Source organism: Puia sp. (assembly GCF_036500295.1).
Classification (GTDB): Bacteria; Bacteroidota; Bacteroidia; order Chitinophagales; family Chitinophagaceae; genus Puia.
In genome coordinates this window covers 41175-53512 of the sequence record NZ_DASYCH010000002.1, presented here as the reverse complement: position 1 = coordinate 53512, position 12338 = coordinate 41175, and the positions used below count along the sequence as shown (strand labels likewise).

General features: G+C 53.0%; 14 protein-coding genes. 10 read left to right on the top strand and 4 right to left on the bottom strand.

Going from position 1 to position 12338, the window contains the following annotated elements; translation table 11 throughout:
- Positions 1–10: 10 nt before the first annotated feature.
- Positions 11–1438, top strand: a complete 1428-nt coding sequence (locus VGM48_RS00535) for a SusD/RagB family nutrient-binding outer membrane lipoprotein (RefSeq protein ID WP_331575509.1) — start codon at positions 11–13, stop codon at positions 1436–1438.
- 74 nt (positions 1439–1512) lie between these two features.
- Entirely contained in the window at positions 1513–1827 is a 315-nt protein-coding gene (locus VGM48_RS00530) for a DUF3467 domain-containing protein (RefSeq protein ID WP_331575507.1), read from the top strand.
- Between the two features lie 68 nt (positions 1828–1895).
- On the opposite strand, the gene radC is transcribed toward VGM48_RS00530, so the two are convergent.
- Complete coding sequence (gene radC, locus VGM48_RS00525) at positions 1896–2594, bottom strand: RadC family protein (RefSeq protein WP_331575505.1); 699 nt, start codon at positions 2592–2594, stop codon at positions 1896–1898.
- 152 nt (positions 2595–2746) lie between these two features.
- Here radC and VGM48_RS00520 point away from each other — a divergent pair, with 152 nt between their 5' ends.
- The 6 genes from VGM48_RS00520 (at position 2747) to VGM48_RS00495 (ending at position 8401) form a co-directional block, all read left to right on the top strand.
- Positions 2747–2950, top strand: a complete 204-nt coding sequence (locus VGM48_RS00520) for a hypothetical protein (RefSeq protein WP_331575503.1) — start codon at positions 2747–2749, stop codon at positions 2948–2950.
- A 192-nt stretch (positions 2951–3142) separates the two neighbouring features.
- On the top strand, positions 3143–4096 hold the full coding sequence (locus tag VGM48_RS00515; RefSeq protein WP_331575501.1) for a ribose-phosphate pyrophosphokinase: 954 nt from the start codon (positions 3143–3145) through the stop codon (positions 4094–4096).
- 31 nt (positions 4097–4127) lie between these two features.
- Entirely contained in the window at positions 4128–4775 is a 648-nt protein-coding gene (locus tag VGM48_RS00510; protein ID WP_331575499.1) for a 50S ribosomal protein L25, read from the top strand.
- 116 nt (positions 4776–4891) lie between these two features.
- A complete protein-coding gene (gene pth, locus VGM48_RS00505) occupies positions 4892–5470 on the top strand; it encodes an aminoacyl-tRNA hydrolase (protein ID WP_331575497.1) in 579 nt (192 codons plus the stop codon).
- A 240-nt stretch (positions 5471–5710) separates the two neighbouring features.
- Positions 5711–6322, top strand: a complete 612-nt coding sequence (locus VGM48_RS00500; RefSeq protein WP_331575495.1) for a fumarylacetoacetate hydrolase family protein — start codon at positions 5711–5713, stop codon at positions 6320–6322.
- 12 nt (positions 6323–6334) lie between these two features.
- Positions 6335–8401: an alpha-ketoacid dehydrogenase subunit alpha/beta gene (locus VGM48_RS00495; protein WP_331575493.1), complete on the top strand. Its 2067-nt coding sequence runs from the start codon at positions 6335–6337 to the stop codon at positions 8399–8401.
- On the opposite strand, the gene moeB is transcribed toward VGM48_RS00495, so the two are convergent.
- Genes moeB through VGM48_RS00480 form a run of 3 tightly spaced genes read right to left on the bottom strand, consistent with a single transcriptional unit; the run spans position 8398 to position 11287 of the window.
- The gene (moeB, locus tag VGM48_RS00490; protein ID WP_331575491.1) at positions 8398–9900 is read right to left on the bottom strand and encodes a molybdopterin-synthase adenylyltransferase MoeB; all 1503 of its coding nucleotides are present in this window, start codon (positions 9898–9900) and stop codon (positions 8398–8400) included. The two genes, VGM48_RS00495 and moeB, sit on opposite strands and share 4 nt — an antisense overlap.
- Before the next feature lie 20 nt (positions 9901–9920).
- Positions 9921–10349 (bottom strand): M67 family metallopeptidase, encoded by a 429-nt coding sequence (locus VGM48_RS00485; RefSeq protein ID WP_331575489.1) that lies wholly within the window; start codon positions 10347–10349, stop codon positions 9921–9923.
- Complete coding sequence (locus tag VGM48_RS00480; RefSeq protein ID WP_331575488.1) at positions 10346–11287, bottom strand: cysteine synthase family protein; 942 nt, start codon at positions 11285–11287, stop codon at positions 10346–10348. Before VGM48_RS00480 ends, VGM48_RS00485 begins: the two co-directional genes overlap by 4 nt.
- Positions 11288–11410: 123 nt before the next feature.
- Here VGM48_RS00480 and VGM48_RS00475 point away from each other — a divergent pair, with 123 nt between their 5' ends.
- A complete protein-coding gene (locus VGM48_RS00475; protein ID WP_331575486.1) occupies positions 11411–11665 on the top strand; it encodes a hypothetical protein in 255 nt (84 codons plus the stop codon).
- On the top strand, positions 11646–12335 hold the full coding sequence (rpiA, locus tag VGM48_RS00470; RefSeq protein ID WP_331575484.1) for a ribose-5-phosphate isomerase RpiA: 690 nt from the start codon (positions 11646–11648) through the stop codon (positions 12333–12335). The genes VGM48_RS00475 and rpiA overlap by 20 nt, the downstream gene beginning before the upstream one ends.
- The last annotated feature ends 3 nt before the right edge of the window (positions 12336–12338 follow it).

Genomic DNA, 12338 nt, shown 5'->3' with positions numbered 1-12338 from the left:
TTCATTCGAAATGAAAAGAATAATTTATTTATCCCTATCCATACTTGCGCTGGCCTCCTGCCAGAAGCATATGACGGATCTGAATATCGATCCAAAAAATCCGACTGTTGTTCCGTCGTCGACGCTGATGACAAAGGCACAGGTCAACCTGGCGAACAACCTGGCAAGCGCCGATGTGAACGTCAACATCTTCCGGCTGATCAGTCAATATTGGACGGAAACGACGTACACGGACGAAAGCAATTATAACTTCGCCGAACGCAGCATCCCTGACAATTGGTGGAACGCCTGGTACCGCGATGTCCTGAACAATCTGCAGCAGGCGCGCATCTTCGCCCGCACCGATGTCACCGCAGTGGATCCCGGCGTCCTCAAAAACGACTCCGCCATCATCGACATCCAGCAATGCTATGCATTCTATGTGCTGCTCACCACCTATGGCAACGTGCCTTATACACAGGCGCTGGACCCTAACGTCACATTCCCCAAATATGACGACGCAAAGACGGCCTATTATGATATCCTGAGCAGACTGGACGCCGATATCGCCGCGCTGGATCCCAATTCCGCCTCCTGGGGTGGCGCCGACGTCATCTACAACGGCGACCCCGCGGCCTGGAAAAAGTTTGCGTACTCGTTGGAGTTGAAAATGGGTGTGCTCATCGCCGACGATGATCCTGCCAGGGCAAAGACTGTCGTAGAAGCCGCCGCGCCCAATGTCTTCACGTCCAATGATGACAACGCCAGCTTACCTTTCCTGCAGGCTCCGCCGAATACTAACCCCATCTGGGTCTCTCTCGTGCAGAGCGGGCGGCAGGATTTCGTGGCAACGACCACGATCATCAACATCATGGATTCGCTGAACGACCCCCGGATCGCTGATTTCTTTACTGAAGATGGGAACGACAGTTACTCCGGCGGCGTCCCGGGTAAAAGCAATACCTATTCTTCGTTCTCGCATGCCGGATCGGCGATCGTCAAGCCCGACTTTCCGGGTTTGATCCTCGACTACGCCGAAGTGGAACTGGCCCTCGCCGAAGGCGCTGCCCGGGGTTTCAACGTTGGCGGCACAGTGGAAACGCACTACGACGCCGCGATCACGGCTTCCATCACGTACTGGGGCGGTTCGGCAACGGATGCCACCACCTTCCTTGCCCAGCCGACTGTGAATTATGCGACGGCCGGCGGGACCTGGCAGCAAAAGATCGGTCTGCAGTCCTACCTTGCTCTTTACAACCGGGGCTTCGAAGGCTGGACCGCTATCCGCCATCTCAACTACCCGTCACTGCCCGCACCAAAGAATGCGCTATCCGTATTCCCTCAGCGCGTGCTCTATCCGACCAAGGAAGAAAATGCCAATACCGGCAGCTGGCAGACCGCGGCCAATGCCATCGGCGGCGACAATGTCGGCACCAAACTCTGGTTCGACAAGAACTAGATCATATTCGAACTAACTTTACACAAAAGGACGCCCATAAAGCGTCCTTTTGTATTTTTACGAAAATATTCTGCATGACAGACCAACCAACGGGAAATAATCAACTCAACATCGAGATCAGTGAAGAAATGGCCGAGGGGCAATATGCCAACCTGGTGATCATCACTCATTCACATGCCGAATTCGTGATCGACTTCGTCAATGTCATGCCCGGCACGCCCAAAAGCAAAGTAAAGTCCCGGTTGATCCTGACCCCACAGCACGCCAAGCGTTTTATGAAGGCGCTGACGGAAAATATTACCCGTTTCGAGGCGGGGAACGGGAAGATCCAGGACCTGGAAGAAGTTCAACTACCCATGAATTTTGGCGGCCCGACCGCTCAGGCCTAGGGCATGCAGGTTCTCCCGGCTTTGCTCGGACCCTGTAGGGCATGCCGATTCTCCCGGCTCCGTTCCGTTCAGGCCAACCGCCCTTCATCGGCGAAACTGAAATATCCTTCGTGACCGATGATGATATGGTCTAATAGTTTGATATCCATATACTTAGAGCCATTCAGGATCTTTTGGGTCAGCGCCTCGTCCGCCTTGCTGGGCCGCACGTTGCCGGAAGGATGATTGTGGGCAACGATGATACTTACCGCCCCGGTCTCCAGGGCCCGGCGAAAGAGCCGCCTCGGGTCCACCGTGGTGCTGGTGATGCCACCCGTACTGATCGGCTCAAAATCCTGGATGATCCGACCCGACTGGGACAGAAAGAGCGCCCCAAACACTTCATAAGTATAATGTTCCAGATGTGGCCGGAGATAACCCGCGACCTCCCGGCTGTCCTTTATTATCGGGTAATGCGTGGCTTTCTTGCTGTACCACCTTCGCCCCAGTTCCAGGGCGGCCACGAGTGTGCAGGCCTTTGCCATGCCGATGCCCTTCACCTTCATCAGGTCGTTCACTGAGCGTCGTCCCAATTCAAGCAGGCTGTCCTGGCAGGCATTCAACACCACCCGGCCGATATCTACCGCACTTTTTCCCGCCGAGCCCCCGCGTATAAAAATGGATAATAGCTCGGAATCACTTAGCGCCGCCGCTCCTTTTATCATCAGCTTTTCCCTGGGCCTGTCATCCGGCGCCCACTCCTTTATCGCCCTTTTCTTCCCCTCCATAAAATCCGCATTTTCGCTTGCAAATATCGAAAATTAAGATTATTTTGTGATTCTTACGGCGGGATGAAATATCTGTTTCGTTCTTCCGTTTTGTGATCCGGTACATACAGTTTATCACAACTGTAACCTTTTGAAAACTAATCTAAAATCCAATGAATCGAACTACTTTTAACGCAATCGGCGGCTGGCAGCCCTTCTTTTTTTGTGTTGGCATGTACGTTGTCGCCCTCTTTTTCTCCATTTTCGTTTGTTCCTCTATTTTTTACGCCTTTAATGCCAAATCTCAGGCAAAAGCCGAGAAGGCAATCGTGGTCAATACCAGCGCTCATCAGGAGCTGGCATCGGTTAGCCACTAACGGGAATCGAAGCCTTCAAAAAAATTGAGGCCGCTCCGTCGTTCAAAGACGGAGTGGCCCCTTCGTGCTTTCGGCGGGCCACCGGCTTGTCCGTGGCCTTTTATTGTTGGTCCGATCCTAAGAGAAACTCCTTATTTTAGGGTTTCCAGTATTGTTGCCATACAGTATCTTCGCCCATATTTTATCACATCTATGCAGCATATAGCCAAGATCTTTTCCGGCACGGGATCCCAGTACCTCGCCGAGAAAATTGCCCAGCAATTCGGCCACCCTTCGGGAAAGATCACTATCCAGCATTTCAGCGACGGTGAGATCCAACCCATTTTTAACGAAAGCATCCGCGGCGATATGGTCTTCCTGGTGCAAAGTACCTTCGCTCCGGCAGAGAACCTTCTCGAACTGCTGTTGATGATCGACGCCGCCCGCCGGGCTTCCGCTTATAAAGTGGTCGCCGTCATTCCTTATTATGGCTATGCCCGGCAGGACAGGAAGGACAAGCCCCGGGTGGCGATCGGTAGTAAATTGATTGCCAATATGTTAGTATCTGCCGGCGCCGACCGGGTCATCACCATGGACCTGCATGCACCCCAGATCCAGGGGTATTTCGATATCCCGGTCGACCACCTCGACAGCTCGGCCATATTTATTCCCTATATTCAGCAACTTCCGGTGGAAAATCTTACCTTTGCGGCCCCTGACGTGGGTAGCGCCAATCGCATCAGGGAGATCGCCAGCTACTTCAGTGCGGAAATGGTCATTTGTGACAAGCATCGGAAAAGGGCAAACGAAATAGCGAGTATGGTGGTGATCGGGGATGTAACGGACAAGGATATCGTTCTGATCGACGACATCTGCGATACGGGCGGCACGCTCGCGAAAGCCGCAGGACTGCTGAAGGAGAAGGGGGCGCGAAGTGTAAGAGCCCTGTGCACACATCCGGTACTCAGCGGCAAGGCATATGAGAACATCGAGAACAGCGTACTGGAAGAACTGGTAGTCTGCGATACGATACCGTTGAAGCGGTCCAGCCCGAAAATAAAAGTGCTCAGCGTCGCGGAATTGTTTGCAGTAGCCATCCGCAATGCGCACGAGAACAGGAGTATCACAGGCTTGTTCATCCACTCCCAGCTGAAGGAGAAGCGTTAGTTGAAGCGTTAATTAATAAACACTCATAAAAATGAAGACAATTACAATCGAAGGACAACTCAGGACCGAAATTGGCAAACAAGCCACCCGCCAACTTCGCTCTGAGGAAAAAGTGCCCGGTGTAATTTACGGGGGTGCAAAAGAGGTGAATTTTTCAGCTCCTTTGACGTCGTTCAAAACACTGGTTTACACACCTGATTTCCAATTGGCCGAGATCAAGGTTGACGGCAAATCCTACAAATGCATCCTGAAGGATCTGCAGTTTGACAAGGTGACCGACTTCCTGATCCATGCCGATTTTCTCGAGTTGGTGGAAGACAAAAAGGTTATTGCAACCATTCCCATCAAATTCACCGGCGCTGCAAAAGGCGTAAAGGATGGCGGTAAGCTTATCACCAAGATGAAGGCGCTGAAGATAAAGACGCTGCCGAAATATCTGAAGGAAAATATCGAAGTCGATCTGACCGAATTGGAATTGAATGGCAACGTTCGGGTTGAAGACGTAAAGGCCGACAACTATGAGATCCTGAACTCTCCCCGGATCCCCATTGCGTCCATCGTACTGACCCGTCAGTTGAAACAGGAAGAAGCAGCCACAACCGCGCCGGCAGCAGCAGGAGCCAAGCCCGCAGCAGCTGCCCCGGCAGCAGCAGCAAAGCCAGCGGGAGGTAAAAAATAAATTATTTTATTAGTAGGAACCCGGTTAAACTTTAACCGGGTTTTTTGTTATTTTTAATGCCCCCTGAAGGACCGGACCAGCTACCGGTGGCCCATCCCGGGGGCGACCAAGATAATATGGGAAAGTTCCTGATCGCCGGTCTCGGTAATATAGGAGCCGAGTATGCCGGCACCCGTCATAACATTGGATTCGACATGGTAGATGCCCTGGCGGCAAGCCTGGATGGGAAGTTTAGCACCGAGCGCTTAGCCGGAAAAGTGGAATTGAAATGGCATGGTCATATCCTGATATGTATTAAGCCGACCACCTATATGAATGAAAGCGGCCGTGCCGTGAAATACTGGTTGGACAGGGAGAAGATACCGCGTGAGCAGCTCCTGGTCCTCGTAGACGAACTGGCTCTTCCGCTTAGCAAAATAAGGCTGAGGCCCGGCGGCAGCGATGCCGGGCACAACGGCCTCCGTAGTATCCAGGAAACACTCGGAACCGACGCCTATCCAAGGCTGAGGTTTGGCATCGGAAACAATTTCCCCAAGGGCAGACAGGTGGATTTCGTGCTGGGAAGATGGTCGGACACTGAATTACCCATTGTCCATAGGAAGATAGAAAAATGTGTGGAAGTCGTTGAAAGCTTCGCCACCATTGGGCTTGAGCGAACCATGAACCAGTACAATAAATTGGAGTTTGAACTATGATTTATAAAGGGGAATCTTTATTTTCGCATAAATATTGCATTCATCCTTAATGAGTAAGTATTTTGATATTCAATATGCCTATGGTGAGTGCCCCGGGCCTTTTCAGGCCAAATGAAAGCTAAACAAGAATTTTCCTAAGCCACCTTCAGTGGCCCCCGAAGGACAGATATTAAACTTATTGCAGGAGATGTGCTAATTTTCTGTTAGCCTATCTCTCGCACATAAAAACCCTGATTGAATATGAAAATATTCTGCGTTGGCCGTAACTATGTGGCTCATGCCAAGGAGTTGAACAATGAAATTCCGGATGAGCCGATCATTTTTATGAAGCCTAAGAGTGCATTGCTGCAGGCTCATACCCCGTTCTATTACCCCGAGTTCACGAACGAACTGCACTACGAATGCGAACTCGTTCTTCGCATATCCAAAAACGGGAAATACATCCAGGAAAGATTTGCTTCCAAGTATTATGATGCCATAACAGCGGGAGTCGACTTCACTGCGCGCGATATCCAAACCGAGCTCAAGGAAAAAGGCCTGCCCTGGGAAAAAGCAAAAGCCTGGGATAACTCTGCGGCCATCGGAAAATGGATCCCGCTGCAGAATGTCAAGAACAAGAAGGATATCAACTTCTGCATGTACAAGAATAAGGAATTGGTGCAGCAAGGCAACTCCAATCTGATGATCAACAACTTTGACAAGATTGTTGCCTATATCTCCAATTACTTCTCCGTGAACATCGGCGATCTCGTCTTTACGGGGACACCCGCTGGTGTCGGTGAATGCGTGGTTGGAGACGAGCTGGAAGGCTTTATCGAAGACGATAGCTTATTTACCGTTGAAATAAAATAAGATCGATTACCGTTGATCTCTCTTGATATCTTGCTAAGAGCCTGGCAGCTGATGTGCACAGCGGCGGAAATGGCCGCCACTTACGAGAATAATCGCTCCATCTGCAAATATGTCCATTCCACTTCCCGCGGACACGAAGCCATCCAACTGGCAACGGCCTTCCACCTGCTTCCCTGCGATTGGATAAGCCCTTACTACCGGGACGAAAGCGTTCTACTGGGATTGGGCTTCGAGCCTTATCACCTGATGTTGCAGCTGCTCGCCAAAGGAGACGATCCGTTCACCGGCGGGCGCGAATACTATTCCCATCCAAATTATTCGGGGAACGACCGGCCGCGCATGCTCCATCAAAGCAGCGCCACCGGGATGCAGGCGATACCTGCCACCGGTCTGGCCCAGGGGCTGCAATATCTGGCAAGTATCTCATCCCCGCTATTGCGCAAGTCACCGGAAGGCGGGTCACCCATCGTCGTCTGTTCACTCGGGGACGCAAGTGTCACCGAAGGCGAAGTAAGCGAGGCCTTCCAGTTTGCCGTGCTTAAAAAGCTTCCCATCCTCTACCTTGTTCAGGACAATGGATGGGGTATCAGCGTGCGGTCGGAAGAAGCGCGGTCGATGGATGCCTATGAATACACGGCAGGGTTCAAAGGAATGGAACGCATCCGCATCGACGGAAGCGATTTCCTCGGCGCCTATGAGGCGATGGGGGAGGTCATCGATTCCCTGCGCAATGGCCAGGGCCCCTGGCTGGTTCAGGCGAAGGTCCCGTTACTGGGACATCACACCAGTGGGGTACGCCGGGAATTTTATCGGGATGCCGGGGACATGTCCCGCCATGCCGCAGATGATCCCCTGCCCAAACTACGGGCACGCCTGCTGGCTTTGGACGTCGAAGAGTCGCTATTGACAAATATTGACACGGAAGCAAAGGCGCTTGTCGCCCGGCAATTTCAACAGGCGGTAACCGCACCCGAACCCGATCCTTCCACGGTAACCGATCATGTCTTCGCGCCCACTCCCGTCATCGAAGAAACGGGAACCCGCACACCCGGGGATGGCGAAAAAGTGATCATGGTCGATGCCGCGTTGTTCGCCATCCGGGAGATCATGGAAACACATCCCGAAGCCCTGCTCTACGGCCAGGATGTAGGCCGCCGGCTTGGCGGCGTATTCCGGGAGGCGGCTACCCTGGCGGAACAGTTTGGCGACCATCGGGTATTCAATACCGCAATCCAGGAGGCTTATGTCGTCGGTTCGACCGTGGGAATGAGCGCGGTTGGCGCCCTGCCCATCGTCGAGATCCAATTCGCCGATTACATCTATCCAGGATTCAATCAATTGGTGACGGAAATATCCAAATCCTGTTATCTCAGCCAGGGTAAGTTTCCCGTTCGCACGGTCGTCCGGATACCCATCGGCGCCTATGGCGGCGGCGGTCCCTATCATAGCGGCAGCATCGAAACGACCCTGCTTTCCATCAAGGGAATAAAAATTGCCTATCCCTCCAATGCCGCCGATATGAAGGGGCTCATGAAAGCCGCCTTCCTCGATCCCAATCCGGTGGTAATGCTGGAACACAAGGGACTCTACTGGAGCAAGGTCCCCGGAACAGAGGAAGCAAAAACGATAGAGCCTTCAGCCGACTATATTTTGCCGCTGGGCAAAGGATTGGCGATCGTCGCGGCCGATGAACACCTCATCGCCGCCGGCGACACCGCTTGCATTATCACCTACGGGATGGGCGTGTATTGGGCTAAGGCCGCAGCCACCCGCTTTCCCGGGCAAATAGAGATCGTCGATCTTCGCACGCTTTACCCGCTGGATGAAGCCCTGGTCTATGAAACAGTCTGCCGGCATGGGAAATGTCTCGTGCTGACGGAGGAACAACAGAATAACTCTTTCGCCGAAGCCCTGGCGTGGCGGATCACCCGCAACTGCTTTTCCCGGCTGGATGCGCCTGTTGAAGTGGCCGGCGCACTCGATCTTCCCGCCGTGCCGATGAATACCGGCCTCGAACAGGCTATGCTTCCCAATCCCGACAAGGTCGCCCGCATTCTCGAAAGCCTGCTCAACTCCTAGTACTTCGTCAGCTCCGGTTGTATCTGGTCCACCCAGGCAAGGATGCCGCCCTTCAGATTATAGAGATTGGTATATCCGAATTTTTCTTCCAATTCCCGAATCGCCTTGGCACTGCGACCGCCCACCTTGCAATGTACGACCACCTTCCTGTCGCGATCGATCCTGTCGCTGTTAGCCGACACAGTCGCCAACGGGATCAGCTCCGCGCCGATATTGACAATCTCATATTCATGCGGTTCCCGGACGTCGATCAGCTGGAACGATTCACCCTTTACCTGCATGTCGTACAGTTCTTTTACCGTCACTTCCTTCAACGGCTTTTCCTCCACGGCCCGCATTCCGCAAAATTGTTCGTAGTCGATCAATGCATTGATGGTAGGGTTCTTGCCGTTGACCGGATTGTCTTCTCTCGGCCGGATACGGAAGGTTCTGCTTTCGAAATTCAGCGCGTCGAAGATGTAGAAGCGACCCGACAGCGTATCGCCCACTCCGGTGATCACCTTGATCACTTCCAGCGCCTGCAGACTGCCGATGATGCCCGGCAATACACCAAGTACGCCGCCCTCGGCGCAACTGGGTACAAGACCCGGCGGGGGCGGGGTGGGGTAGAGGTCCCGGTAATTGGGACCCAGCTGACCCTGCTTGTCGCAATAGTTGAAAACCGACACCTGCCCTTCAAACTGGAAGATGGATGCATACACATTCGGCTTGCCCAGCAATACGGCCGCGTCGTTCACCAGATAACGCGTGGGGAAATTATCCGTGCCGTCTGCAATGACATCATAGTCGCGGAGGATCTCCAGCGCATTCTGGGAATTGAGATGTGTATTGTAGATATTGAGCCGGATATACGGGTTCAGCGCCTCGATCCGGCGTTTGGCCGCCTCGACTTTTGGCTTGCCGATCTCGTCGACGCCAAACAGGACCTGCCGCTGCAGGTTGCTGTCATCGACGACATCGAAATCCACGATACCGATGGTCCCGACACCCGCCGCGGCCAGGTACAGCAGCACCGGACTGCCAAGACCGCCCGATCCGATGACCAGAACCTTTGCTTCTTTTAATTTCTTTTGCGCCTCATAGCCAAACTCCGGGATGATGATATGCCGGTTGTACCGGGCCAGCTCTTCTTTGCTGAACACAGTGCCATTCGTAGCGCCTGTCGTAGCGCCTGTCGTGGCGCCTGTCGTGGCGCCATTCGCTGCACCGCCCGTGGCGCCGTCCGGACTGCCACCCGCAATCGCCGGAACGATGCTGATGACGGTGTCCTCTTTTACCGCGGTGTTCTCCGCCTCGAGATCCCGGATATCATCGTTGCCGATAAAGATGTTGACAAAACTGCGGATCTTGCCCTGCTCGTCGAGCAGATGCTTTTTCAAATCGGGGAAATTTTGTGTAAGCTCCCGGACAGTGTCCCGGATCGTGCCGGCGCCAACCTGCAGCCGCGCCGTATTATTGGTGAACTTCCGCAAAGGAGTGGGAATGATAACCGTTGCCATGGTATTTGATGCTTTTTTTTTTAAGAGTATATATAATCAATGATCTTTTCTTCTTCGAATTGCCGCTTGTCGTTGAGCAACCAGCTGCGCAGCTCCGTCGTGTCCTTGTCCAGGATGGAGATGATCACATAGGAAAAATATGGCTGCGCCGACTGCCGGTCGGTTTCCGAGGGAATGGCCGGATGTTTGGGGTGCGAATGGTAGATCCCCAGCAAGGTCCAATCGTGATCCAACGCATGGGTCTCCGCTGCCATATAGTCCTGGGGCGAGATCTCGAATCGTCTTGTTTTGTCCCCCTCTTTTGAATTGTCTACGACGAGAATATCTACGACAAGCCTTGTTCCATCATGTTCTTCCCTGCCAAAAAGAAAACCGCAGCATTCATCCGGAAACGTATTGAGCGCGTCATCTATCAATAATTGTCTGACCCTGGGTTCGATAATGATCATACGATAAGTTTTTGAATGATTTCACTGTACTTGTCGGCATTGTCGGGTAAAACAGTAACAACAACCCCTTGTTCCAATTGTTTGGCGACGCGTATTGCACCCGCAAGATTGGCCGCTGATGAAGGGCTCAATAATAACCCTTCTTTGTGCCAGGCCTCGATGATCAGGGCATGGGCCTCTTCGGTACTGACCTCTTCGTTCACATCGGCCACCAATGGATCGTAGATCTCCGGCACGAGGGCTGTTTCCATGTGCTTCCACCCCTCCAATCCATGCATCGGCAGGTTGGGCTGTAAGGAGATCAGCCGGATATCGGGGCGCAGTTCGCGCAGTCGTCTGCCGGTTCCGACAAAGGTTCCGGTTGTTCCCAACCCCGCCACAAAATGGGTGATCCCCGGCAGCGCCTCTACGATCTCGGATGCAGTGCCATAATAGTGAGCTTTCCAGTTGTTGGGGTTCTTGTATTGATCGGCATAAAAATACGCCCCCGGATCGGCTTCCGCAAGTGACCGGGCTACCTGTTGGGCGCCGTCGGTCCCCTCGAACCGGGACGTCAGGATCAGCTTTACCCCAAGGGACTGGAGGATATCCTTTCGCTCACGCGAGGCATTTTCGGGAAGACAAAGCGCGACGGGAATGTTCAATTTTTTGGCAATATGGGCATAAGCGATACCCGTGTTTCCGCTGGTCGCATCCAGCAGGGTTTTCTCCCGCGTCAGTTTCCCATCCTCGATGGCCCGGCGGATGATCGAGTAAGCGGCCCGGGCTTTAACACTGCCCGAAAGTTGCATCCACTCTTTCTTGGCGTAGATCTGCACCCGGGGATGCCGGAAAAGCCCGGTGACGGGATGCAGCGGTGTGTGACCGATCTCTCTTTCCAGGGCTCGCACCGCGGAAATAAGCGTGGCATCTGCAGGATATAAGGTCATTGTCGACATAAAACGCGCATTGATATATAGGCCATGAATAAAAAAAGCTCCACTGGTGGTGGAGCTTTAAACTATTGTTAATACAGTTCGATCAGCTTATAAGAGGTCATCCTCCACCCAAATAACCGTGGCTTGCCGACAACAGCAACAACAACAATTTTTATTTGCAACGAATTGGGTCATGTGAATGATAAAGTGGATGACAAAACAAAAGTAGGGAAATTTGTAGTATTTCCTACCGATCTACTAGGAAATTGGAAAAAAGCCCGGAAAATTAATGATGGACGGTATCCCGAAGCCCCCTATTTTTACAGCAAAAATCCGCCGGAAACGGCGTATTTATTCGCGCATTTTAACCTCTTTTCTCATGGACAATCAAGCCGTTAATGGCAAAAAGATCGCTGCCGGAAAGGCCATCGAATACGTTCGGAATGGCATGACCCTCGGCCTGGGAACCGGCTCTACGGCCTACTGGGCCATCCAGGGCATTGGTGAAATGGTAAAGCAGGGACTTACGGTACGCGCCGTTGCTACCTCGGTCCAGTCGGAGAGCCTGGCCCGCGAATTGAACATTCCCCTCATACCTTTCTCTGAGGTCGATCGCCTCGACATCACGATCGACGGTGCCGATGAAGTGGACGAAAAGCTCAATCTCATAAAGGGCGGTGGCGGCGCCCTGCTTCGCGAAAAGATCGTAGCGGCGGCTACCCGGTTTTACATCATCATCGTAGACGAGTCAAAGCTGGTCCGTCACCTGGGCAAATTTCCCCTGCCCGTCGAGGTCGTGCCCTTTGCGTGGGAACTCACTCAGCGGCGGCTTGCCGAATTGGACTGCATCCCCCACATGCGAATGGCGGGTGACAAGCGCTATCTCACCGACAATCATAACTATATATTCGATTGCCAGTTCGGCCAGATCCTGGACCCCGCTGCCCTGCACAGAAAAGTCAGTGATATCACCGGCGTGATGGAAGATGGGTTCTTTATCAATATGGCCGATATTGTCGTCGCGGGCTCGCCGGCCGGCGAAACCCGGATCATCAACAAGCCTTCCTGATCC

What these genes read in the sequence shown, in the direction of transcription:
- moeB (WP_331575491.1), bottom strand. Translation starts at nt 9,900, where the DNA reads ATGGCAACGGTTATCATTCCCACTCCTTTGCGGAAGTTCACCAATAAT.
- VGM48_RS00520 (WP_331575503.1), top strand. Translation starts at nt 2,747, where the DNA reads ATGAATCGAACTACTTTTAACGCAATCGGCGGCTGGCAGCCCTTCTTT.
- VGM48_RS00485 (WP_331575489.1), bottom strand. Translation starts at nt 10,349, where the DNA reads ATGATCATTATCGAACCCAGGGTCAGACAATTATTGATAGATGACGCG.
- VGM48_RS00535 (WP_331575509.1), top strand. Translation starts at nt 11, where the DNA reads ATGAAAAGAATAATTTATTTATCCCTATCCATACTTGCGCTGGCCTCC.
- rpiA (WP_331575484.1), top strand. Translation starts at nt 11,646, where the DNA reads ATGGACAATCAAGCCGTTAATGGCAAAAAGATCGCTGCCGGAAAGGCC.
- VGM48_RS00480 (WP_331575488.1), bottom strand. Translation starts at nt 11,287, where the DNA reads ATGTCGACAATGACCTTATATCCTGCAGATGCCACGCTTATTTCCGCG.
- VGM48_RS00510 (WP_331575499.1), top strand. Translation starts at nt 4,128, where the DNA reads ATGAAGACAATTACAATCGAAGGACAACTCAGGACCGAAATTGGCAAA.
- radC (WP_331575505.1), bottom strand. Translation starts at nt 2,594, where the DNA reads ATGGAGGGGAAGAAAAGGGCGATAAAGGAGTGGGCGCCGGATGACAGG.
- VGM48_RS00530 (WP_331575507.1), top strand. Translation starts at nt 1,513, where the DNA reads ATGACAGACCAACCAACGGGAAATAATCAACTCAACATCGAGATCAGT.
- VGM48_RS00515 (WP_331575501.1), top strand. Translation starts at nt 3,143, where the DNA reads ATGCAGCATATAGCCAAGATCTTTTCCGGCACGGGATCCCAGTACCTC.
- VGM48_RS00500 (WP_331575495.1), top strand. Translation starts at nt 5,711, where the DNA reads ATGAAAATATTCTGCGTTGGCCGTAACTATGTGGCTCATGCCAAGGAG.
- pth (WP_331575497.1), top strand. Translation starts at nt 4,892, where the DNA reads ATGGGAAAGTTCCTGATCGCCGGTCTCGGTAATATAGGAGCCGAGTAT.